General features: G+C 63.4%; 27 protein-coding genes and 1 tRNA gene. 11 read left to right on the forward strand and 17 right to left on the reverse strand.

Translation table 11 applies throughout. The features are described 5' to 3' along the window. Positions 1-78: 78 nt before the first annotated feature. Positions 79-1,884 carry an ABC transporter ATP-binding protein gene (locus EJ071_RS22860; RefSeq protein ID WP_126099900.1) on the forward strand — a complete coding sequence of 602 codons (1,806 nt, stop codon included), beginning with the start codon at positions 79-81 and terminating at the stop codon, positions 1,882-1,884. Positions 1,885-1,936: 52 nt separating this feature from the next. Here the strand turns inward: EJ071_RS22860 and EJ071_RS22865 are convergent, their stop codons facing one another. The 5 genes from EJ071_RS22865 to EJ071_RS22890 form a co-directional block, all read right to left on the reverse strand. After that, on the reverse strand, positions 1,937-2,248 hold the full coding sequence (locus EJ071_RS22865) for a PilZ domain-containing protein (RefSeq protein WP_126099901.1): 312 nt from the start codon (positions 2,246-2,248) through the stop codon (positions 1,937-1,939). 215 nt (positions 2,249-2,463) lie between these two features. Beyond that, positions 2,464-2,952 carry an NUDIX hydrolase gene (locus EJ071_RS22875; protein ID WP_126099903.1) on the reverse strand — a complete coding sequence of 163 codons (489 nt, stop codon included), beginning with the start codon at positions 2,950-2,952 and terminating at the stop codon, positions 2,464-2,466. Positions 2,953-3,163: 211 nt separating this feature from the next. Beyond that, the gene (gene gpt, locus EJ071_RS22880) at positions 3,164-3,664 is read right to left on the reverse strand and encodes a xanthine phosphoribosyltransferase (protein WP_010909158.1); all 501 of its coding nucleotides are present in this window, start codon (positions 3,662-3,664) and stop codon (positions 3,164-3,166) included. Between the two features lie 214 nt (positions 3,665-3,878). Next, complete coding sequence (locus tag EJ071_RS22885; protein WP_126099904.1) at positions 3,879-4,712, reverse strand: universal stress protein; 834 nt, start codon at positions 4,710-4,712, stop codon at positions 3,879-3,881. A 72-nt stretch (positions 4,713-4,784) separates the two neighbouring features. After that, positions 4,785-5,525, reverse strand: a complete 741-nt coding sequence (locus tag EJ071_RS22890) for a competence/damage-inducible protein A (RefSeq protein ID WP_126099905.1) — start codon at positions 5,523-5,525, stop codon at positions 4,785-4,787. Positions 5,526-5,801: 276 nt separating this feature from the next. Between EJ071_RS22890 and EJ071_RS22895 the strand changes: the two genes are divergently transcribed. Then, positions 5,802-6,083 (forward strand): hypothetical protein, encoded by a 282-nt coding sequence (locus tag EJ071_RS22895; protein ID WP_126099906.1) that lies wholly within the window; start codon positions 5,802-5,804, stop codon positions 6,081-6,083. A gap of 184 nt (positions 6,084-6,267) precedes the next feature. Here EJ071_RS22895 and EJ071_RS22900 read toward each other — a convergent pair whose 3' ends face one another. The 3 genes from EJ071_RS22900 to EJ071_RS22910 form a co-directional block, all read right to left on the reverse strand. After that, positions 6,268-6,507 carry a DUF2188 domain-containing protein gene (locus EJ071_RS22900; RefSeq protein ID WP_126099907.1) on the reverse strand — a complete coding sequence of 80 codons (240 nt, stop codon included), beginning with the start codon at positions 6,505-6,507 and terminating at the stop codon, positions 6,268-6,270. Between the two features lie 31 nt (positions 6,508-6,538). Beyond that, positions 6,539-6,817: a DUF982 domain-containing protein gene (locus EJ071_RS22905; protein ID WP_126099908.1), complete on the reverse strand. Its 279-nt coding sequence runs from the start codon at positions 6,815-6,817 to the stop codon at positions 6,539-6,541. A gap of 95 nt (positions 6,818-6,912) precedes the next feature. Beyond that, complete coding sequence (locus tag EJ071_RS22910) at positions 6,913-8,016, reverse strand: NADH:flavin oxidoreductase/NADH oxidase (RefSeq protein WP_126099909.1); 1,104 nt, start codon at positions 8,014-8,016, stop codon at positions 6,913-6,915. A gap of 157 nt (positions 8,017-8,173) precedes the next feature. Here EJ071_RS22910 and EJ071_RS22915 point away from each other — a divergent pair, with 157 nt between their 5' ends. Beyond that, on the forward strand, positions 8,174-8,752 hold the full coding sequence (locus EJ071_RS22915; protein ID WP_126099910.1) for an NUDIX domain-containing protein: 579 nt from the start codon (positions 8,174-8,176) through the stop codon (positions 8,750-8,752). Positions 8,753-8,795: 43 nt separating this feature from the next. Here EJ071_RS22915 and EJ071_RS38665 read toward each other — a convergent pair whose 3' ends face one another. The 4 genes from EJ071_RS38665 to EJ071_RS22930 form a co-directional block, all read right to left on the reverse strand. Continuing rightward, on the reverse strand, positions 8,796-8,954 hold the full coding sequence (locus EJ071_RS38665) for a hypothetical protein (protein ID WP_189521181.1): 159 nt from the start codon (positions 8,952-8,954) through the stop codon (positions 8,796-8,798). Between the two features lie 209 nt (positions 8,955-9,163). Then, positions 9,164-9,249 (reverse strand) — tRNA-Leu (locus EJ071_RS22920). 275 nt (positions 9,250-9,524) lie between these two features. Then, complete coding sequence (locus EJ071_RS22925; RefSeq protein WP_126099911.1) at positions 9,525-10,190, reverse strand: outer membrane protein; 666 nt, start codon at positions 10,188-10,190, stop codon at positions 9,525-9,527. A gap of 90 nt (positions 10,191-10,280) precedes the next feature. Then, positions 10,281-10,493, reverse strand: coding sequence for a hypothetical protein (locus EJ071_RS22930; protein WP_126099912.1), 213 nt, complete (start codon positions 10,491-10,493; stop codon positions 10,281-10,283). Positions 10,494-10,641: 148 nt separating this feature from the next. Between EJ071_RS22930 and ade the strand changes: the two genes are divergently transcribed. Then, positions 10,642-12,453: an adenine deaminase gene (gene ade / locus EJ071_RS22935; protein WP_126099913.1), complete on the forward strand. Its 1,812-nt coding sequence runs from the start codon at positions 10,642-10,644 to the stop codon at positions 12,451-12,453. 14 nt (positions 12,454-12,467) lie between these two features. On the opposite strand, the gene EJ071_RS22940 is transcribed toward ade, so the two are convergent. Together EJ071_RS22940 and EJ071_RS22945 are read right to left on the reverse strand one after the other, a co-directional pair. After that, complete coding sequence (locus EJ071_RS22940) at positions 12,468-13,634, reverse strand: alpha/beta hydrolase (RefSeq protein ID WP_126099914.1); 1,167 nt, start codon at positions 13,632-13,634, stop codon at positions 12,468-12,470. Between the two features lie 106 nt (positions 13,635-13,740). Beyond that, the gene (locus EJ071_RS22945; protein ID WP_126102684.1) at positions 13,741-14,817 is read right to left on the reverse strand and encodes an alpha/beta hydrolase; all 1,077 of its coding nucleotides are present in this window, start codon (positions 14,815-14,817) and stop codon (positions 13,741-13,743) included. A gap of 235 nt (positions 14,818-15,052) precedes the next feature. Here EJ071_RS22945 and ilvA point away from each other — a divergent pair, with 235 nt between their 5' ends. Continuing rightward, on the forward strand, positions 15,053-16,309 hold the full coding sequence (ilvA, locus tag EJ071_RS22950; RefSeq protein WP_126099915.1) for a threonine ammonia-lyase IlvA: 1,257 nt from the start codon (positions 15,053-15,055) through the stop codon (positions 16,307-16,309). Continuing rightward, positions 16,306-16,878: a DUF1697 domain-containing protein gene (locus EJ071_RS22955; RefSeq protein WP_126099916.1), complete on the forward strand. Its 573-nt coding sequence runs from the start codon at positions 16,306-16,308 to the stop codon at positions 16,876-16,878. Before ilvA ends, EJ071_RS22955 begins: the two co-directional genes overlap by 4 nt. A gap of 11 nt (positions 16,879-16,889) precedes the next feature. Here EJ071_RS22955 and EJ071_RS22960 read toward each other — a convergent pair whose 3' ends face one another. Beyond that, positions 16,890-17,177 (reverse strand): DUF2218 domain-containing protein, encoded by a 288-nt coding sequence (locus tag EJ071_RS22960; RefSeq protein ID WP_126099917.1) that lies wholly within the window; start codon positions 17,175-17,177, stop codon positions 16,890-16,892. A 119-nt stretch (positions 17,178-17,296) separates the two neighbouring features. Next, positions 17,297-17,737 carry a lactoylglutathione lyase gene (gene gloA / locus EJ071_RS22965; RefSeq protein ID WP_126099918.1) on the reverse strand — a complete coding sequence of 147 codons (441 nt, stop codon included), beginning with the start codon at positions 17,735-17,737 and terminating at the stop codon, positions 17,297-17,299. 280 nt (positions 17,738-18,017) lie between these two features. Here gloA and EJ071_RS22970 point away from each other — a divergent pair, with 280 nt between their 5' ends. The 4 genes from EJ071_RS22970 to EJ071_RS39575 all read left to right on the forward strand — a co-directional run bounded on the left by EJ071_RS22970 (position 18,018) and on the right by EJ071_RS39575 (position 20,548). Then, positions 18,018-18,590: a cold-shock protein gene (locus tag EJ071_RS22970; RefSeq protein ID WP_189521183.1), complete on the forward strand. Its 573-nt coding sequence runs from the start codon at positions 18,018-18,020 to the stop codon at positions 18,588-18,590. 135 nt (positions 18,591-18,725) lie between these two features. Continuing rightward, positions 18,726-19,238, forward strand: coding sequence for a DUF192 domain-containing protein (locus EJ071_RS22975; protein WP_126099920.1), 513 nt, complete (start codon positions 18,726-18,728; stop codon positions 19,236-19,238). 14 nt (positions 19,239-19,252) lie between these two features. After that, the gene (locus tag EJ071_RS22980; RefSeq protein ID WP_126099921.1) at positions 19,253-20,020 is read left to right on the forward strand and encodes an alpha/beta hydrolase; all 768 of its coding nucleotides are present in this window, start codon (positions 19,253-19,255) and stop codon (positions 20,018-20,020) included. A gap of 249 nt (positions 20,021-20,269) precedes the next feature. Beyond that, positions 20,270-20,548, forward strand: coding sequence for a GNAT family N-acetyltransferase (locus EJ071_RS39575; protein WP_245459950.1), 279 nt, complete (start codon positions 20,270-20,272; stop codon positions 20,546-20,548). Between the two features lie 6 nt (positions 20,549-20,554). Here EJ071_RS39575 and EJ071_RS22990 read toward each other — a convergent pair whose 3' ends face one another. Further along, entirely contained in the window at positions 20,555-21,154 is a 600-nt protein-coding gene (locus tag EJ071_RS22990; protein WP_126099922.1) for a hypothetical protein, read from the reverse strand. A gap of 121 nt (positions 21,155-21,275) precedes the next feature. On the opposite strand from EJ071_RS22990, the gene cysE reads away from it, so the two are divergent. Beyond that, positions 21,276-22,124 (forward strand): serine O-acetyltransferase, encoded by an 849-nt coding sequence (gene cysE, locus EJ071_RS22995; protein WP_126099923.1) that lies wholly within the window; start codon positions 21,276-21,278, stop codon positions 22,122-22,124. The last annotated feature ends 47 nt before the right edge of the window (positions 22,125-22,171 follow it).

Here is a 22,171-nt window from a genome sequence, read left to right on the forward strand (position 1 = left end):
GCAAGGCGCCAAGGCGCCGCCGCGGGTTTTCCAATTTGACTTTACCGGGACCGGGCACGTTCGCGCCCGGATGATATCATGGCTCGTTTCAAGATCGATCTGCGCGCCAGCGCCTTTCGCAGCGTGCTCGGCTTTACGTTCGGCCACTGGCGGCGGCAGCCGTGGCGGCTGTCGCTCATCATGGGCGCGTTCCTGCTGTCGACGCTCGCCGACGTGCTGACACCGCTCTACTCCGGGCGGCTGGTCGATGCGGTCGCCAGCAGCGCCGGCGCCGATGAGGTCGCCTGGCACGCCGCAATGACGGCGTTCTCCATCCTGATCGCGCTGGCGCTGGCCAGCGTCGTGCTGCGCAACGCCGCCTTCCTATGGATCGTCGAACTGACGTTGAAGATGATGTCGGACATCGCCGCCGACGCCTTCCACCGCGTGCAGCGCTTTTCGACGGATTGGCATGCCAACAGCTTCGCCGGCTCGACCGTGCGCAAGATCACGCGCGGCATGTGGGCGCTCGACCTGCTCAACGACACGATCCTGATCGCGCTGCTGCCGTCGGTTGTGATGCTGGTCGGATCGACGCTGCTGCTCGGCTGGTTCTGGCCGATGATGGGATTGGTGGTCGCCATCGGCTCGGTGCTTTTCATTGCCATCACCGCGATGCTGTCGCTAGGCCATGTCGCGCCGGCGGCACGTCTTGCCAACAGTTGGGACACGCGCCTCGGCGGCGCGCTGGCCGACGCAGTGAGCTGCAACGCGGTGGTCAAGGGTTTCGGCGCCGAGACCCGCGAGGAGGCACGCCTTGCCACGGTCGTGGCCAAATGGCGCCTGCGCACCGGCCGCACCTGGATGCGCGGCACGCTCAACGGCACCACGCAAGGGGCGATGCTGCTGCTGATGCGGGCCGCGGTGATCGGCCTGGCGCTCATGCTTTGGACGTGGGGCGAGGCAAGTGCCGGCGACATCGCCTTCGTGCTGACGTCGTTCTTCGTCCTGCAGGGCTATCTGCGCGATATCGGCACGCATATCCGCAACCTGCAGCGCTCGATCAACGACATGGAGGAACTGGTCGACTTCCAGTCCGAACCGCTCGGCATCGAGGATCGGCGAGGCGCCAAGCCTATCAGGATCACCGACGGCCGTATCGCCTTCGACAGGGTGACGTTCCATTACGGCAATCATCGGCTGCCGCTCTATCGCGACTTCTCGGTCGACGTAGCGGCGGGCGAGCGCATCGGACTGGTCGGGCATTCGGGATCGGGCAAGACGACCTTCGTCAAGCTGATCCAGCGCCTCTATGACGTGAATGCGGGTCGGATCCTGATCGACGGCCAGGACATTTCGCGGGTTGAGCAGGCATCGCTGCGCAGCCAGATCGCCATCGTGCAGCAGGAGCCGATCCTGTTCCACCGGTCGCTGGCCGAGAACATCGCCTATGCCAGGCCGGGCGCCACCCAGGCCGAGATCGAGCATGCGGCGAAGCTCGCCAGCGCGCACGACTTCATCGCCAATCTGCCCAAGGGCTACGGAACCCTGGTCGGCGAGCGCGGCGTGAAGCTGTCGGGCGGCGAGCGCCAGCGCGTGGCGATCGCGCGCGCCTTCCTGGCCGATGCGCGCATCCTGATCCTCGACGAGGCGACATCGAGCCTCGATTCCGAATCGGAGGTGCTCATCCAGAAGGCGATGGAGCGGCTGATGGTCGGGCGCACGACATTGGTCATCGCGCACCGGCTTTCTACCGTGCGTGCGCTCGACCGGCTGCTGGTCTTCGACCGCGGCCGCATCATCGAGGAAGGCTCGCATGACGAGCTGATCCGGCTGAATGGCGGCATCTATCGGCGGCTGTTCGAGCGCCAGGCGCTCGAGCTGACCAAGGGGCTCGTCATGTAAAGTGAGCGGCATCCGGCCTCGGCCGGATGCCTTTGTTCCAACAAGCAGACTGTTAGCCGTAATGGAGTTTGGGCTTGGGTTCGGTGCCGGTGAACTTGACGCCGACGCGGTCGTTGCGGCGCCAGCGGACCTCTGCCCGATAGGCCACGCCATCGACCGGAACATAGAGCAGGAAACGATCGGGGACGCGCGATTCCGGCGCGACCTTCAGCTCGGCGCCGCCCTCGTTCTGGTTCCGCAAGGTGCAGCTCACCTCGGAATTCTGGATGCCGGTGATGATCGTCCCGCCCTTGAGCACGCGTTGGCGGTGCTCACGCCGGTGTTCGCCGGAGGTCTCTTCGAGTGGTTGCGCGGGGTTCATCATCGATCGACGCCGTCGGACCGGTCCATCGTTTCACGGAAACGCCGGATCGCTCTATCTCTTTGTTTCTACGCAGTTCCGGACGGAAAACCGCTTCACACTTTTCCTGGAATTGCTCCAGCCGAATCGGCATTGCGACAGCAAACAAAGCACCGATCTTCGCCCACGGCAATACGCGGGCCGCTCGTCAGACCGCATATGTGGTTATATGATCACGCTCAGGCGAATTTATGCGGGTCGGCGCAGAAATAGGCGATGATCTGGCAAAGATCAGGTTCGTTGACCATGCGAACGGCCTCCGCGGAGCCGACCCATTTGCGGGTACGGGCGCGCTTCTCCTTCCAGCGGTCGGCAACGCGGTCGACCTTGAGCGGGAATACCAGAACCTCGCAAGGTACTTCCTCGCCGGACGCCAGGACCTTGCCGTAGAAATAGCGGCCGGCGTCGAGATGCGAGACGGTGCCGTGCAATCCCGCTTCTTCGCCCGCTTCGCGGGCGGCGGCTTCGCAGAGCGGTTCCCTGGCTTCCGGCCAGCCTTTCGGCAGCACCCAACGCCCGGTATCGCGGCTGGTGATCAGCATGATCTCGACGCCGTTCTCATTCTCGCGCCAAGGCAAGGCTGCAACCTGCAGGCGGCACGGCGCGGTGCCGAAGAGCCGCCGGACTCTTTCGGTCATTTGGTTGTGCGTCGTTGGCCTCGTCAACATCGGAGAAGCTGCCCCAGCCTCCAGAATCGTTTGCCGTCAAACGAATCTTACGACGTATCGTGGGCAATAAAAGTAAAAAACTTCACTCGGATTGGTTAAATTCGACCCGGGCGGATTAATTTTACGAAATATCGTGCCCGACGGCTCTATTTATGCAGCAAACATTGCTCGTCAGCGGGCGCTGGAACCGAAAATTGCGGCTTCCAACGAATCAGCCGGCGTGATCGTCGGCGATCGGCTTCTGGTAGGTGAAGCCCATGTCCCATGGGAAGTATATCCAGGTGTCCTGGCTGACCTCGGTGACGAATGTATCGACCAGAGGCCGGCCTTTCGGCTTGGCATACACGGTGGCGAAATGCGCCTTCGGCATCATGGCGCGCACGATACCCGCCGTCTTGCCGGTGTCGGTGAGGTCGTCGATGATGAGAACGCCGGCGCCGTCGTCGGCAAGCAGTGCAGGTGTGATCTCCTTCAGCACCTGCAACTGACCCTGACTGGTATAGTCATGGTAGGACGCGACGCAGACTGTCTCGATGACGCGGATGCCGAGCTCGCGCGCGATGATGGCGGCGGGCACCAGGCCGCCGCGTGTGATGCAGACGATCGCCTTCCACTGTCCCTTGTTGGCGCCGGACAGCCGCCAGGAAAGCGCGCGGGCATCGCGGTGGAACTGGTCCCAGGAGACCGGGAAGGCTTTTTCGGGAAGGGACATGGTTCGCGCACTCCGCAAGCGCGCGCCGCAGCGCGCAGACACGATGGAATGCAGGCGGAATTAGCCGGAAAGCGCCAGTCTTGGCAAGGTGCCAGCAGCGATGGCTGTGGACTTAAAGCGCGTCGCGATCTTTCAGATTCGCTCCGTGCGCTTTAGGTTTTTGATTTTACGCATGGCTTTGTCCCGAAACTGGTCCCGCTTTCGGGAGACATGCTTACCTCGACAGGAAGGCCGCAATGTTTGCGCTGCGCAGCACGGTGCGGGTGACACCGCCGAACAGAAGCTGGCGCAGCCAGGAGTGGCTGTAGGCGCCGAGCACCAGCAGGTCGGCGCCGGATTCGGCGATCCTATCCTGGATGATGTCGTCGACGGAGGCTGCGCCCGATTTCTGCACCGAGACACTGACATTGGCGCCGTGGCGGGACAAGGCAGCCGCAATCTCGGCGCCCGCCGCCTCGGGAGCCTCGTCGAGTGTCTCCGGCGGATCGATGACGAGAATGTCGGTCTTGTCCGCCTCGCTGATGAAGGGCAGGGCGTCGAACGCGGCGCGAGCCGCCTCCTTGCTGCCGTTCCAGGCAAGCAGCACGCGCCTGAAGGTGGTGACGAGCGGCCCCGCATGCGGAACGACCAGCACCGGCCGGCCGGCGTCGTAGACCAGCGTGTCGACATCGGCGCCCGGATCGCCACCCGTATCGCGCTGCGCGGCGATGATCAGGTCAGCGGCCCGCACGCTCGATATGCCGGTCAGCGCGCTGTCGCCGGAGAAGCTTTCCAGGCTGCGCCACTCGAAAGAGAGGCCGGAATCCTCGATGCGTCTCAAGAAGACAGCCTGCAGCTTGTCGGCGCGCTCCTTGTTCATCTCGGCCGAGACCTGGAGGAATTCCGTATCGGGGAAACCGGTGGCCGACGTGTAAGGGACCGGAAGCGCCTCCGCGTGGATGCCGACGAGATGGCTCTCGAACCGCTCGGCGAGCGGAATGGCGCAGTCGAGCACCCGCTCGGCGTCCTGTTCGTTCTGCAGAATGGCGACGATTGTCTTGAAGCGCATGACGTCCCCCTCAATGGTTGGCACGAAAGTGCTGTGCCAGAAACGTCAGTGTACCCTTTCTGGTTCCGGGGATCAGCTTGCGGCCGACAAGCCTGCCACCATGGCCTCCACGTCCTTGCGCGCGACCTCGAGAGCCTCTTCGCGGCGGGCGCGGACCACAAGCTCGGTCCAGAACTTGCCGTCGCCATATTTCGGGTAGGAGCCGATGATGGTGTCGGGATGCGCCCTCTGGATGTCTGCCAGCGGCCCGCCGATCAGGCCTTCGCCAAACGGGCAGTGCACCGTGGCCGACAGCATCTTGGTGCCCGCCTTCAGCGTCGGCACGACATTATCGAGCATCGCCTGGAAAATCGACGGCACGCCGGCCATCACGTGAACGTTGCCGATGCGGAAGCCGGGCGCGATCGATACCGGGTTGTCGATGTGGTCGGCGCCGCGCGGCATGCGCGCCATGCGCTTGCGCGCTTCGGTGAATTCGATGCCGCGCTCAGCATAGCTTGCTTCGAGCATGGCATAGGCCTTGGCATCGTATTCGCAAGGCACGCCGAAGGCCCTGGCTATCGAATCCGCGGTGATGTCGTCATGCGTCGGGCCGATGCCGCCGGTGGTGAAGAGGTAAGTGTAGCGGGTACGCAGGGCGTTCACGGCGGCGGCGATCTCGTCCTCCTCGTCGGGAACGATGCGCACTTCCTTAAGATCGATGCCGATCGCCGTCATGATGTCGGCGAGATGGCCGATGTTCTTGTCCTTGGTCCTGCCGGAGAGGATCTCGTCGCCGATGACGAGCATGGCGGCGGTGACGATTTCAGGCATGGCTCACTCCGGCTGCAGGTCGCCTGAGATAACGCGGCGGGCAGCCGGCCGCAATGCGCAAGCAGGGCAGGGCTCTTGTGGCAGAGGCGGTCGCGGGTAAGGCGCGCCCCACCTGAATTTCAGCCAAGTCGAATGTTCCGGCGGCTCACGGCACAGTCACACAAACGTGTCGCGCATCTTGCCCTTCGCCGATTTTCTCTCGGAACTTTGCGCCCAACCCAGGGTTTCATTCGCGTCGCCGTCAATACTTCGGCGATCGACACAATGGAGACTCCCATGCTTACGAAAATTCTTGCAGCTTCGGCGCTCATGCTGGCAATGGGCACCTCGGCTATGGCGCAGTCGTCCGATGCGTGGTGGTGGTGGCACCGTGACCGCCCGGTCTACAGCGAGGAAGCCCCGGTCGACCCCTACACCACCGGCAGCATCTATTCGGATCGCGATGTCAGAGGGCTCAACAGCTTTGGTAATGGGGCCGTCGGTCCATGCGCTTCGGATACGGCCGGCCCTGACGCAAATGCCGGTCCGAACGTCAACGACCAGTATTGCGGTAAGTAAACCATGTGCCGGCGGGCGGCCGACGTCAAAGCGCGTCACCCTGAAACGGATTCAGGCGACACGCTTTAAGTCCTTGTTTGCATGTCGTTCTCCCAAAACCGCTGCGGCGACATGCATGAAGGTTGGGACTTCGTCGGCCGCGGCGCGGGAATGATGCGGCAGAATTAATCCGAGACTTCGGTCATTAATCCGAAACTTCGGTCTGTGGGCGATCGCGGCCGTCGGCCAGTTCGTCATGCCAGACGCCCTCGGAATCCTCATACTGGATACCGTCCGTGTTTCCGGCGACCTGCTGTTCGGCCGAAGCAATTTCGGCGGCGCGCAACGCATCCTGATGCGTGGGAAATGTTTCAGAATAAGTCGAGCCGACCTTATAGGCCCACCCGCCGTCATGCTCGACGATCTTATAAGTCAGTTTCGCCATGGAATCCTCCGGTTGAGACACTCCCGCTAGCTCAATGCAGCTTTCCGTCAGGCAACCTGTCTTCGGGAACCAGCACTTCGGATTCCTCGGCTGCCTCGATCAAGGCACGGCGTGCGTCCGCCGTCGAACGATACCCCTCCAGCGCCTGGAGGCAAGTGTCGAGAGCATCACGATGCCGCTGACCGCGATTGAGCGGCCAAACGGTCATCAGGCACTCGGCGGCTTCGCGGGTGCTGCTTATTTGGCGATATTTGCCGACATGGCCGAGTTCGACCACCACCGGCTTTTCAAACGGCTTGCTGTCTGTCATGGCCGCCAACGCAAAGCGGCCAATTTGGTTGCAATCGTGGCGGCAGGCCTGCGCCCAAAGGTCTCAGCCCCTGCGTCACCAGCACAGACAGCCGTTCAGCCGGCCGCCTTCATCCAATGCTGCATCGTCGTCACCGAACGCGCCAGCTGCGGCGCCGGCCGGATTTGCTCGCCGAACGTCGCCGCCGCACGCCAGCCCCAGCGCGGATCGGCAAGGAAGGCACGCGCCAGCGCGACCATGTCGGCGCGGCCGTCGGCCAAAATCGCCTCGGCCTGCTTCGGATCGTCGATCAGCCCCACCGCGCGTGTCGGAATGCCGGCGCCGTTGCGCACGGCTTCGGCCAGATGCACCTGATAGCCGGGACCGCTGGGCAGCTTCTGCAATGGCGAATTGCCGCCGCTGGAACAGCAGAGATAAGCGACGCCTTCCGCCTTCAGCGCCTTGGCCACTTCGATTGCCTCTTCGACATCGAAGCCGCCATCGACCCATTCCTTCACCGAAAGGCGCGCGCCGAGCATCAGGTTCGGAACGGCCTTCTTGACCGCCCTGGCGATCTCGACGGCGAAGCGCATGCGGTTTTCCAGCGAGCCGCCCCAGCGGTCGGTGCGCCGGTTGGAAAGCGGCGACAGGAATTGGAAGATCAGATAGCCGTGCGCGGCGTGCAGCTCGATGAAGTCGAAGCCGGCGCGCTCGGCTCGCTTGGCCGCCTCTGCGAAACGTTGGATGACTTGCTGGATCTCGTCCTCCTCCAGCGCATGCGGCGCCTGCCAGCCCGTGTCGTAGGCAATCGCCGAGGCCGACACGATCGGCCAGGGATCCTGGTCCGGCTTCAGCGGCCCGCCGCCTTCCCATGGGCGCTGGCAAGAGGCCTTGCGGCCGGCATGGGCGAGCTGGACGCCGAATTTGGTGTCGGGCGCGGCGACGCGCCTGGCTGCATCGAGCGTGCGCTTGGCCGCCGCCTCGTTGTCCTCGGAGTAGAGGCCAAGGCAGCCATGCGAGATGCGGCCGCGCCGTTCGACGTCAGTCATCTCGACGGTCACCATGCCCGCGCCGGACATGGCCAGGTTCATCCAATGGTGGAGATGCCAGTCGCTGGCGGAACCGTCCTCGGCCGAATACTGGCACATCGGCGCCACAGCGATGCGGTTGGGAAAGGTGAGGCCGCCGAGGGTGATCGGCTGGAAAAGCGAAGATGTCATGAAACGGGCTCCTGGGAGAGATATCGCTATCTAGGCAGCCGCGGGGCTTCGCGCCAGACACGAGCCGGTGAAAGTCCTGCTGGACCAGTCGGTTTCCAGGATTGCGCAGGCGAAGCTTCGCGGCTAACCCTTTGCCGCCGACAGCACGGAGTCCGCCATGGAAGATCGCGTCCGTATCCGCTCTGAGGAAGTCCTGTCCGACGACTGGGCGGTGCTGAAGAAGACGGTGCTCGACTATCGCCGCCGCGATGGGCGCTGGGAAACGCAGACCCGCCAGACCTACGACCGCGGCGACGGCGCGGTCATCCTGCCCTTCGATCCGCAGCGCTCGACGGTGCTCCTGGTGCGGCAGTTCCGCTATCCAGCCTATGTCACCGGCCATCGCGAGCCGCTGATCGAGGCCTGCGCCGGCCTGCTCGACGAAAACGATCCGGAAACCTGCATCCGCAAGGAAGCGGAAGAGGAGCTCGGCTACCGGCTGAAGGACGTCGAGCGGCTGTTCGCGCCCTATATGAGCCCCGGTAGCGTTACGGAACGGCTCTGGTTCTTCACCGCGCGCTACTCGCCGGCCGACCGCATCTCCGACGGCGGCGGGGCGCCGGAAGAGGGAGAGGACATCGAGGTCCTGGAGATGCCGCTCGACGAGGCGCTGGCCGGCATTGCCGACGGCCGTATCGTCGACGCCAAGACCATCATCCTGATCCAGCATCTGAAATTGAACCCGATCGTCGGCTGAGCTGCAGCGGAACTGTCATCCGCGTGGTTGCGGCCAGTTGGCTCTAGCCAGCTAAAGCGTGGACGATGGCGAAGCCTATGCCGATCGCAAGCCCGGTGGCGAGGCTTTCAACTAGGCGCAGCACGATTGCGCCGTAGCGCTCCCGCAGCGTGGTCTGCGGGGTTCTCAGGATACGGGCGAGTTCATCAAGCGCGTGTTCCATTCCCAGATTCTAGATCGGAACAAGGCGGATGTGAATCCCCATCGACTGGCGTCTTCGCACCAGTTCTTAGCGGTTGCTGAAAGAAGACTCGCCGGGCACGGTGTGCAAGTGGCTTTGAGGCCTGACGATGCATCCGGGGCCGGCCTTGTAAAGCGAATGCCCGAGCAAATGAGCGATCTGGCTACCCACATGTGCAAGCAATTTCAATGTGGTGCGGACGACGGGAATCGAACCCGTACGATCAGAGATCGAGGGATTTTAAGTCCCTTGCGTCTACCAATTCCGCCACGTCCGCAGGCGAGCCCTTTTCAGATGCCAGCCGGCAGCCGTCAAGCCATGTTTAGGGGCGTGCGGTCATCCAGGAGAACGACAGCGCACAATTGGCGGCGTTGGGCTGCTTTTTTCGCTTCGGCACCCAGCGATGGATCGGCTAGTGGCGCGATCGCGGAATTACGGATTCCGCGTCGGACGTTAAGGTTGTTCTCGCGGCAGATTTGATCCGCCGAGGCCGGCGTCCATCAGGCCCTACCCATTCCCCCGCCCCCTGCGGGCCGCCGGCCTTAATTCCTCTCAGAACTTATAGCTGAAGTTCACGCCCAGCGTGTGCAGCTTCACGTCCTGGTCGCGGTCGGAGAAGTCGTCCGGGACGTCGAAATGCTCCTTGCCGAAATCGTAGTAGCGGTATTGCGCACCGACGACGATGTTGTTGCTCAGCGCATAGTCGACCCCGGCGCCGATCGTCCAACCGGTGCCGGTGCGTGTCTTGGCGAAGCTGGTCCCGGCATCTTGCGAGGTCTCGATACCGGCGAAGGCGACGCCGCCGACGCCGTAGATCAGCCAGCGGTCGACCGCCAGGCCGGCCTCGGCATTGATCGATCCGAGCCATTTGATGTCGGTGCCGACGGAATTTCCGGGTTCGAGCAGGGCCGAGCCGTCGATCGCGGAATAGTTGAGCTCGGCCCGCGCGCCGATCACCGCCTGGTTGAACTGCCATAGGCCGGCGACATGGCCGCCGACAAAGCCGCCGTCGAGATCGGGCGAAGCGGCGAACGGCTCGCCTTCCGTGCCGGAGATGTCGGAAGAACCCCAGCCATAGCCGGCCTGGAGGCCGGCATAGTAGCCTGTCCAGTCGAAGCCGGGCGCGGTCATCGGCAAATCGGTACCTAGGTCCGCGGCCAAAGCCGGCCCGGACAACAGGGCGAAAAAGCCGGCACTGGCAAGCGTCAGGCGGTGCATAGAGCGCTCCGAATGGCGGTTTCGAATGACTCCTCGGTGCAACCTAGCGTTTTTCGCCGCAAAACGGAATTGCATGTCTGCAACAGTGGTTTACGTCGGTGGGTTGCGGACGCGGTCTTCCAGGTCGTGCTGTTTTTCTTCGGGCGGGGCCAGCCGACCGAAAGCATATTCGGCAAGCAACGAGCCGGCGATGACAATGGTGATCGGCGCGGCCCATGCCCAGAACGAGTGCAAGGTGAGGAAGGCCAGGCCGGCGCAACATGCCGACAGCGCGAAAATTGCGAACCGGATCGTTTGTGCCATCTCTTCCGCGCCCCGAACGGTGGCCAGAGCCTCCAGTTTAGGCGATTTTCGCCCTGCCGGAGGAGATATCTGCCTTAAAAACAAACCAGTTTTGCCAACTGGTCAAAACCGCGCCCGCTTGGCACAGTCGGGCAAACAGGAGTCCGTCATGGCGGGAAGCGCGAACAAGATGAAACCAAAGCCCTGGACCGAGGTGGCGACGCATCTGGTCGACGTCGCGATGGGGCGCAAGCAGGCCGATCTGGTGATCCGCAACGGGCGCTGGGTGAATGTCCATTCGGGCGAGATTATTCCCGGCACCGACATTGCGATTACCGCCGGACGCTTCGCTTATTGCGGGCCGAATGCCGGCCACGCCATCGGGCAGGGGACCAAGGTGGTCGATGCCGGCGGACGCTATCTGGTGCCTGGCCTCTGCGACGCCCACATGCATGTCGAGAGCGGCATGGTGACGGTGACGGAATTCTGCCGCGCGGTGATCCCGCACGGCACCACCTCGATGTTCATCGATCCGCATGAGATCGCCAATGTGCTGGGTCTGCCGGGCGTTCGCCTGATGCATGACGAGGCCGTCGCGATGCCGATCAACGTGCATGTCCAGATGCCGTCCTGCGTGCCGTCGGCGCCGGGACTGGAGCATGCCGGCGCCGAGCTTACGGTCGCCGACGTCGCCGAGGCGATGACCTGGGAGAACATCATCGGTCTCGGCGAGGTGATGAATTTTCCAGGTGTCGCCGCCAACGATCCGGTGATGTCGGGCGAGATCGCCGAGACGGTCAAGGCGGGCAAGACGGTCGGCGGTCACTATGCCTCGCGCGATCTCGGCCTGCCGTTCCACGGCTATGTCGCCGGCGGCGCCGAGGACGACCATGAAGGGACGCGCGCCGAAGATGCGATCGCCAGGGTGCGCCAGGGCATGAAGGCAATGCTGCGGCTAGGCTCGGCCTGGTACGACGTCGCGGCGCAGATCAAGGCGGTGACCGAAGGCGGCATCGATCCGCGCAACTTCATCCTGTGCACCGACGACAGCCATTCCGGCACGCTTGTGCATGAAGGCCATATGGACCGCGTGGTGCGGCACGCCATCAGCCAGGGCCTGAAGCCGGTGACGGCGATCCAGATGGCGACGCTCAACACCGCCCAGCATTTTGGGCTGGAGCGCGAGATCGGCTCGATCGCGCCGGGGCGGCTGGCCGACCTTTTGATCGTTTCCGATCTCGCCCAGATGACCATAGACGAGGTCTACGGCCGCGGAGCCAGGCTGGCGAAGGCCGGCAAGCTCGAAATCGACATCCCGGCCTATGACTATCCGCCAACGGCGAAGAACACGGTCAAGCTCGGCAAGAAGCTCGAGGCCGCGGATTTCGACATCGCCGCGCCCCAGGGCGCCAACGAGGTGCGGGCGCGGGTGATCGGCGTGATCGAGAACCAGGCGCCGACGCGGGCGCTCGAGGCCGATCTGGCGGTCGAGGACGGCCTGGTTGCCATGGACCGCCGCAACGACATCTGCCAGATCGCCCTGGTGGAACGCCACAGGGGCACCGGCGGCGTCACCAACGCCTTCGTCTCCGGCTTCGGCTACATGGAAGATTGCGCGATGGCCTCCAGCGTGGCGCATGACGCGCACCACATCATCGTCGTCGGCACCAACAAGGAAGACATGGCTTTGGCCGTCAACCGGCTGGGCGAGGTTGGGGGCGGCGTCGTGCTCTACTCCAGGGGCAAGGAACTGGCGCTGGTCGAAATGCCGATCGCCGGGCTGATGTCGGACGAGCGCGCCGAGATCGTCGCCGCCAAGGCCGAGCAACTGACGGAAGCAATGCGCAAGGTCGGCTGTTCGCTCAACAACGCCTATATGCAGCATTCGCTGCTGGCGCTGGTGGTCATTCCGGAACTCAGAATCTCGGACGTCGGTTTGGTCGACGTGACGACGTTCCAGAAGGTCGAGCTGTTTGTGTGAGCGACGCTGGCTGATCACTCGCCGCCGGTGGCAATGGTCAGCACCTTGAACGGCGTGGTGATGACCACCTCGGCGACCGATCCCACGGCCTTGCCGAGACCTTGGCCGATATTGTCCAATCCGGCTCCCTGCGATTCGTCCGCCCGCAGGGCGGCCGGCGTGCGCAGCCGGTCGCCAAGCAATTGCACCAGGACCGGGTTGTCGGCGAATTTGGCATGGTTCAAACGGTCGCCGCCTTTGGTGTTGGTCAGATCCGCTACGACCACGCCGTAGCTTGCGAGATCGGCCGCGTTGCCGTAGTCGCCGACGCGCGGCTTGTCGCCGGAGATGAAGCTGGACAGCTTCAACGCCCGGTCATCGCCCGAGAGCAGGATGGCGAACGGCTTGTCGGGCTTGCCGTAGCGGATCATCTGCTTCTTGAACACGTCGACGTCGATGTCGGGCGAGGCGAGGATGACATAGCCGAGCTTGCCGTTGAGATCGCGGTCGCCGGTGATGGCGAGCTGCCGCAGCGCTTCCATCGTCAGCCAGGTGCCCATCGAATGGGCGATGATGTCGATGCTTTTGGCGCGCGATTTGGCAAGCATCCTCAGCGTCGCCTCGAGATCGTCGCGCGCGGCGGTGGAGCTGTCCTTGTCATAGATGTAGCCGGTCGTCTTGCCGCTCGAGGCCCAGGAGAACAGGACCGGCGTGCCGGGGTAGTTCGTGTCGTGAGCGATCTGCGTCAGACGATAGACACCGTCGTCGAAGCCGTTGTTGAAGCCGTGCACGAACACCAGGGCGCGGTCGCCGCGCATGGAGATGTCGGCGCCGACCGCCTTGGCGAATTGCGAGGCGTCTCCATAGTGGACGACGTCGGTCGCGGTGAACTGCTTGGCCGGATTGCTGTCGGCCGATCCCTTTGCGCGCTCGATCGCGCCGACCTGGTGGATTTTTGGAACCGTGACATCGACACGGGCGTAGCTGGTGGTCAGCGAACGGTCGCCGTCGAACACCTGCCGCGGATCCTTGGTCGCCTGCTGGCGGGTCGTGGCGACGAAGATTTCATGGGTGGCGGCAATATCGGATGCCGGTACCGCAACCGTCTTCCTGTTCAGAAGATCATGCGTATTTCCGCCGGCGCAGCCCGTCAGGGCGAGCGCAAAGGCAAGGCCAAGGACGATCTTCGAACGCACGATCACCCGGGGTCCCCCAAGGGCGGCAAACCTCTCCGGCTACTTCGATAAAGCCAGAGGGCGGCCCGGTCCAGTTCAAAGTCGATGCAGGGCAGCAACCACGTCGACACGGTTACTGGGTGGCGAGCTGGCTGATGCGGTCGGTGACGTCGCGATCGCTGGCAAAACCGTCGTCCTCGCGCAGCCGCTGACCGATCATCTTCACCAGCACCGGGTTGTCGGCGAATTTGGTGTGGTTGAAGCTGTCGCTGCCCTTCTCCTTGGAGAGGTCGACCACTGTGACGCCATAGGAAGCGAGATCGGCCGCGTCCCTATAGTCGCCTACGCGCGGCCGCGAACCGGCAATCAGGCCGGAGAGCCTCAGCGCCCGGTCGTCGTCCGACAGCAGCAGGATGAAGGGCTTGTCGGGCTTGCCGTAGCGGCGCATCTGGCTCTTGAAGACGTCGACATCAATGTCGGGCGAGGCCAGAACGACGTCGCCGAGCTTGCCGCTGAGATCGCGGTCGCCGGTGATGGCGAGCTGACGCAGCGTTTCCATCGTCACCCAGGTTCCCATCGAATGCGCGACGATGTCGATACGCCGCGCACCGGTTTGCGCGAGCATTCTCAGCGTCACCTCCAGCTGGTCGCGGGCGGCGGCAGCGCTTTCCTTGTCATAGACATAGTCCGTCGTCTTGGCTCCCGAAGCCCAGGAAAACAGCACCGGCGTGCCGGGATAGCCGGAATCGTGGACGATCTGGGTCAGCCGGTAGACAGCATCGTCGAAGCCGGTGTTGTAACCGTGGACGAAGACCATGACGCGGCCGCCGCGGGCGTCGATATCGGCGTTGAGCGCGCTGGCGAATTTCGGCTGGGTGTCGTAGCCGACAACCTCGGAGGCCATGAAATATTTGGTCGGGTCGTTGGACTTGCCGCGCGAGCGCCGCTCGATCTGGCCGGTCTGGTGGACCGGCGGCACGGTGACGTTGACGCGGGCATAGTTCAGTGTCGCCGAACGCTCGCCGTCGAAGACCTTGTTCGGGTCGTCGGAGCGCTTGCGTGTGGTGGTGATGAAGATCGAATGGTTGCCGGCGATCTCGGTCGCGGTCGTCGGCACGACGACGCTGCCGAGGATCTCCTGCGTCTGGCGCCCCGCGCAGCCTGCCGTCAACAGTGCCAAGGCAATGATCAAAAGCGTCTTCACATGCACGTCGAACAAATCCACTCCGGCCGCAATTGGCCATCCACCTCCGCGAAACCTCCCGGACAGGCGAAGTGCGGCGGAAGTAAGTCGTGTCCAGCGGAAACTTGCTCAGCGGTTGACGACGGCCTTGGCACTGTTGCGCGAAAGCCAGGATATGCCGCGCCGCCGCATCGGTGGCCGCAGGCGTCGATTTGTGCGATAGGCAGCGTTTCGCGCCATGCAATCCGAGGGCGGTTGCCTTATGAACAGTTTTTCTTCCCGCGTCGTCGCCGCTGCCGAGGCGATCCGTGGGATATTTCCGGAAACGCCGCTGCAGGAGAACGACTATCTGTCGAAGAAGACCGGCGCCCGCATTCTTCTAAAGCGCGAGGATCTGACGCCGGTTCGCTCATACAAGATCAGGGGCGCCTTCAATTTCTTCCGCAAGGCGCTCGCCGCCGGCAACAATGCCGAGTTGTTCGTCTGCGCCTCGGCCGGCAATCATGCGCAGGGCTTCGCCTTCGTCTGCCGCCACTTTGGCAAGAAGGGCGTCGTGTTCATGCCGGTGACGACGCCGCAGCAGAAGATCGACAAGACGCGGCTGTTCGGCGGCGATTTCGTCGAGATCAGGCTGGTCGGTGACTTCTTCGACGATTGCTACCGCGCCGCCTTTGAATTCACCGAGACCGCCAGCGCGCATATGGTGCCGCCCTTCGACCACAAGGACATCATCGAGGGCCAGGCGACGGTCGCCTATGAGATCGCGGCCCAGGTGCCAGGCGGGCGCGTTCCCGACATCGTCATGCTGCCGGTGGGCGGCGGCGGCCTGGCCGCCGGGGTGACGCACTATTTCGCCGATCAGCACCGCGACACGCGCTTCGTGTTCTGCGAGCCGGCGGGCGCGCCGAGCCTCAGCGAAAGTCTCGCCAGCGGCAAGCGGGTCAAGCTCGCCAAAGTCGACAATTTCGTCGACGGCGCCGCGGTGGCCGAGATCGGCCGTGAGCCGCTGCGCCATCTCAAAGAATTCACCGCCGATACGGTACGCCTCGTCCCGGAAAACCGGCTATGCGCGACGATGATCGAGATGCTCAATGTCGAGGGCGTGGTGCTGGAGCCGGCCGGCGCGCTGGCCATCGACGCGCTCAAGGATTTTTCGCGCAAGGAGATCAGGGGCAAGACCATTGTCGCCGTCGTCTCCGGCGGCAATTTCGATTTCGAGCGCCTGCCGGACGTGAAGGAGCGCGCGCTGCGCTTCGAGGGTCTGAAGAAGTATTTTGTTATCCGCTTCCCGCAGCGGCCGGGCGCGCTGCGCGATTTCCTCGAAATGCTCGGCCCGGACGACGACATCGCGCGCTTCGAATACCTCAAGAAGTCGGCGCGCAATTTCGGCTCGGTGCTGATCGGCATCGAGACCAAGGACCGGCGCAATTTCGATCTCCTGAAAGCAAATTTCGACGCCGAGGGCGTGCAGTATCAGGACATCACCGACAACGAGACGCTGGCGGGGTTCATCATATGAGCGGGCCAAAAAGGAGCGAAAAAGGGACGGTCTTCGTCGCGCTGTTTTCCGGCATCAATGTCGGCGGCAACCGCATCGTCAAGATGGCGGAACTGAGGTCGTTCTTCGAGGAGTTAGGCTTCACCGATGTCGCGACCTATGTGCAAAGCGGCAATGTGGTGTTTCGGGCAAAGAAGGGCGATGCAGCCTGGCTGACGAAGCAGCTTGAAGCGGCCTTCGAGAAGAAGTGGGGCTTTAACTCCCGCATCATGGTGCGCGATGCCGGCTGGTTCGAGCGGCTGGTGAAGGACAATCCCTATCCGGAGGTTGCCGGCGAGCCGACCAAGCTGCATGCCTATGCGCTGGAGTGCGAGCCGACCGCGGAAGAGACCAAGCGGCTTGCGGAAAAGTGCACCGGCCCGGAGCGCTTCGAGATCAAGGAAGACGCGCTTTACCTCCATGCGCCGGACGGACTCGGCAAGTCGGTGTTCGCCAACCTCATACCGCGAACGCTCAAGGTGCCGGGCACGGCGCGCAACTGGCGCAGCGTGCTTGCCCTGCTCGACATGGCGGGCAAGGCCGGCGGCTGAAATTCGAACCTTCAGGCGGCCTTCTGCCAGTCGAAGGTCAACTCTTCGCGGAAGGCGAAGCGCTTGATGTGGTCGGCGACGACGGTTTCCAGCCGCTCGAGCGCGGCAGCGTCGTCGGCGGCGACCGCAATATGCAGAGCCTTGTCGTCGGCATCCATGACGGTGCGGCCGAGCGAAAGCTGGATCGCGCCGTGATGCGGATCGAACTCGACCGGGAACTTGTGCGCCCAATGCTTGCAAAGCTGCTGCAGATAGCGGCTGGCGTGTTCGGTGGCGACGTCGGCGCGGCTGGTCGGCATGAAATTCTCCTGGCGGATCAAGAAAAACGCCAACCCCTCCAGGCTGGCGCCATAACCAGATAGATAGGCAGCCTCCTGCCGAACGCCATAAGATTGCCGGTCAAATTAGAGCGAGCGGCCTACCAGCTTCCCGTGTTCTGCATCGAAGCCCACGGCTCGGCCTTGGCCTTTGCCGGGCCTTTCTGCAAGAGCTCGATCGAGATGCCGTCCGGCGAGCGAATGAAGGCCATGTTGCCGTCGCGTGGCGGCCGATTGATGGTCACGCCGTTGTCCATCAGCTTCTGACAGGTGGCGTAGATGTCGTCGACCTCATAGGCGAGGTGGCCGAAATTGCGGCCGCCCTTATAGTCTTCCGGATCCCAATTGTAGGTCAGCTCGACCAGCGGCGCCTTCTCGGAGATGCCGCTCTGCTCGTCTTCCGACGCAGCGAGGAAGATCAGCGTGTAGCGCCCCTGCTCGTTCTCGTAGCGACGCACTTCCTTGAGGCCGAGCTTGTTGCAGTAGAAATCGAGCGATCGATCGATGTCGGCGATGCGGACCATGGTGTGGAGATAGCGCATATCGGTTTCCTCGATGCGTTGCGTTGCGGCGCACCATAGGAGCCGCTCCGCCAAAGGGCAATCGTCCGACAAAACGGACGAAGCGGCCGATTTCAGGCCGTGCTATTGCGTATCCGGCAGCGCCGGCAAACAACAATTGCGGCTTTCCGGTGTTCAACAGTGAAAAAAGGCACGTCAGGTCTTGCACACCCCGGAAGCCGCGGTGTTAATCTCTTGGCAAGAATCAGTTGTGGTTGCAGTTGGAAAAGGGGGCATTCTTATGGGGGAAAAAGCCTCTTTCATGAGGCGGGACGGAAGCCTTGACGACGCCTTGACGCGAGACAGTGGCGGCGAGACCGCCGAGCTTGTCGAAATCGCCGGCGCTATCAAATGGTTCGACGTGGCAAAGGGCTACGGCTTCATTCTTCCGGACGACGGCGTCTCGGGTGATATTCTCCTCCATGTGACTTGTCTTCGAAGGGACGGCTTCCAGACCGCGCTGGAAGGCGCGCGCGTCGTCTGCCTCGTCAAGCAGGGCGATCGCGGCCTGCAGGCTTTCCGCGTTCTTTCCATGGATGCCTCGACGGCGGTTCATCCGGCGGAGCAGGAGCAGCGCACGCATGTCACGGTGACGGCGGAGAGCGGGCTCGAGCGGGCGTTGGTGAAGTGGTTCAACCGCACCAAGGGCTTCGGCTTCCTGACCAGGGGCGAGGGCACCGAGGACATCTTCGTCCACATGGAGACGCTGCGCCGTTACGGCATCACCGAACTGAGGCCCGGTCAGGTCGTTCTGGTCCGCTTCGGGCGCGGCGACAAAGGCCTTATGGCCGCCGAAATTCACCCCGATATGGGCACCTTGCCGGTCTCGCACTAAGGACTCTCAACAGATCTTGGGACTTTCCAGACACCGTCTGGAAAGCCTTATCTCCCCGCGAGGCCAATCTTGTCCGAAAACCGGTTCCACTCGCGTGGATCATGGTCTAGGACGAGATCTGGACGAGGTATCATAATGGCTCATCGCAACTGGCTGACTGCAGGCGCGCTTTGCGTCGCCATCGTTTTGGCTTCCTATTTCGGCACCTCGAACCCGAGCTCAGCGGACGGCCAGGCCATGATGCTGCAGGTCGATCCGACGCCGCTGGTCGCGGTGACCGGCTCCGGCACGCATTCTTTCTCCATCGAGATCGCCGACACGTCCGAAGAGCGCGAGGCCGGGCTGATGTTTCGCAAAGACATGGCCGACGATCACGGCATGCTCTTCGTGTTCGAGAGGCCCGGCGAGGTGAATTTCTGGATGAAGAACACGCCGATGCCGCTCGACCTGGTCTTTATCGGCCAGGACGGCAGGATCAAGGCCATCAAGCGCGGCGAACCGGAGTCGGAGGCGATCATCTCGCCCGGACAGCCGGTGAGCTTCGTGCTCGAGCTGAAGGCGGGAACGGCCGCGAAGGACGGTCTCAAGGACGGCGACCTCTTGCGCCACCCTGCGATCGCCCAGGGCTCGGGCGCCGGTTCCAACTGACTGCGGCAGCGCCGATGCAATATTTTTCCCACGACGACTTCGAACTTGCCTATCTCGATCGCCAGCCCGCGCCCGGAGAGGGCGATCCTGTGCTGATGATCCACGGCTTCGCCTCCAGCCACTACGTCAATTGGGTCTCGCCCGGCTGGTTCAAGACGCTGAACGACGCCGGGTACCGCGCCATCGCCTTCGACAATCGCGGCCATGGCTCCTCATCGAAAAGCTACGACGAGGCCGACTACACGCCAGCCAAGATGGCCTCGGACGCAGCCGCGCTGCTCGATCATCTCGGCATCGAACGCGCCCATGTCATGGGCTATTCGATGGGCGCGCGGGTATCCGCATTCATGGCGTTGTCCAATCCGGACAAGGTGGCGACGCTGGTGTTCGGCGGCCTCGGTATCGGCCTTGTCGACGGCGTCGGCGATTGGGACCCGATCGCCGATGCGCTTCTGGCCGAGGACCCCGGCACGATCAGCCATGCGCGCGGCCGCTCGTTTCGCGCTTTCGCCGACCAGACGCGCAGCGACCGCCGGGCGCTCGCCGTCTGCATCGTCGGCTCGCGCGCATCTATGAGCGAGGACGATGTCGCGCGCATTGCCCAGCCGACCTTGATTGCCGTCGGGACCAGGGACGACATCGCCGGCTCGCCCGACGAACTGGCCGCGCTGATGCCGAACGCCAAAGCCTTTCACATCGAGAGCCGCGACCACATGCTTGCCGTCGGCGATAAGAGCTTCAAGCAGCGCGTGCTCGAGTTCTACGCCGAAAATCCGCTTTAAGCGCCACGGCTTGGCTCAAAACGATCATGGTCGATCTTCTCGTCACCTATATGGAGATGACCGAGCCGCCGTCCGGCGAGCCGCTTGCGGCACCCATACCCGGTGCCGTCGTCATGCGCGAGCTACCGGATCTGCCGAGCTATGTCAGCCTCTATCGCGCCGTCGGCGGCCCAGTGCAGTGGGACCAGCGCTTGCGTATGCCCGAGGCTGAGCTCGAAACGCTGCTCGCCAGCACTTCGACACACGTCCATGTGGCTGCGCGTCGACGGCGAAGCCGCCGGCTTCTGCGAGTTCAACGATGTCGGCCAGCCGGCCGTCGAACTCGTTCATTTCGGGCTGGTTCCTGTATTCCAGAGGCGGCGGCTGGGGCCGCTCCTGCTCGAGCCGGCGTTGCGCGCGGCATGGTCGCACCAGCCCGAAAGGCTCTGGCTCCACACCGATACCTATGATCATCCGGCGGCGCAGTCGGTTTATGGCCGGGCGGGTTTCAAGGCCTATGAGCAGCGGATGGAAACCTTTCCCGATTAGGGCTGGTCAATCCTCCAACGCCGCGAGCGATCGTTCCAGATTCTGCCTTGCCCGGGGTTCGAAACGCTGCCGGAACTCGGCCGTGTGGAAGATATGCGGGCGAGCGAGGAAGCTCTTCAGCATCGCCGCGCGGCCGGCGCGCCACATCGGCTCCTCGACCCAGCCATATTCGCGCCGGACGGCCTTTTCATAGGCATCGAAGGCACCCGGCTCGGCGCCAAGGATCGCCAGGTCCATGTCGAGGAACAGGGCTGCGTCGCTTGTCGCCTTCTCGTTGCCGAACTGCGGCAACTGATGCGTGGCGGTGGCGTCGATCATCGCCGCGATGCGGGCGATGCGATCGGGACTGGCGCGCCCGGCGAGCTTTTTCTTCGCCAGATCAGCGCTTTTCGCCTCGTTGTCCTTGGCGCGGCTGTCATAGATCGCGTCGTGGAACCAGATCGCAGCCTTGACGGCCTCCGGGTCATGGAGCAAGCGCCGGTATTCTCCGGCCAGCGCCAGCATGGCTTCGATATGAACGAGGCTGTGATAGTGCCGGTCCCCGGCCTGATAGAGCGCGGAAAGCTCGGTTTTGAGCACATCGTCGATCAAGGGTTCGTTTTCCATCGCGGCTTGAATTTCCGTGAACCAAGTCCATTTGACAAAGCACTAAGGAAAATTGAGTTCAACCATGCTATGATCTGGCCTATATGTGCCGCCGGATGAATGAGCAGGCCGGAGACCGCCGATGAACAGCGTTATGATAGCCCGCCCCAGCATGGTGCAGCCGGTCGACCCGATTTGGCGTTCGATCCGCGATGAGGCGATGGAAGCGGTGAACCGCGATCCGCTGCTTGCCGCCTTCCTCTATTCCACCATCCTCAACCAGGAGAGCCTGGAGGAAGCGGTGATCCACCGGCTGGCCGAGCGCCTGGCACATCAGGATATCGGCTCCGACCTCATCCGGCAAACCTTCAAGGCGATGCTTGCCGACGATCCCGAGTGGAGCTCGACGGTGCGCGTCGACATCCAGGCCTATTATGATCGCGACCCGGCCTGCGACCGCTTCATCATGCCGGTGCTCTATTTCAAGGGTTTCCATGCCATCCAGACGCACCGGCTGGCGCACTGGCTCTGGAACCAGGGCCGCAGGGACTTTGCGCTCTATCTGCAGAGCCGCTCGTCCTCGGTGTTCCAGACCGACATCAATCCGGCCGCCCGTATCGGCAAGGGCATCTTCCTCGACCACGCCACCGGCCTGGTCGTCGGTCAGACGGCCGTGATCGAGGACGATGTCTCGATCCTGCATGGCGTGACGCTTGGCGGCACCGGCAAGGCCAGCGGCGACCGTCATCCGAAGATCCGCCGCGGCGTGCTGATCGGGGCCGGCGCCAAGATCCTCGGCAATATCGAGATCGGCCACTGTTCGAAGATCGCGGCCGGTTCGGTCGTGCTGTCGCCCGTGCCGCACAACAAGACGGTCGCCGGCGTGCCGGCGCGTGTCGTCGGCGAGACCGGCTGCGACCAGCCTTCGCGGCAGATGGACCAGCTCCTGCCCTCGCAGACGATGGACCACGTCGTCAGCTTCGACATCTGAATTCGGCCGTCATCGGTGGCGGCCGGATTCCGGCTGCCGTTTCACGT

The sequence above is a fragment of the Mesorhizobium sp. M1B.F.Ca.ET.045.04.1.1 genome, assembly GCF_003952465.1.
GTDB classification, from domain to species: domain Bacteria; phylum Pseudomonadota; class Alphaproteobacteria; order Rhizobiales; family Rhizobiaceae; genus Mesorhizobium; species Mesorhizobium shonense.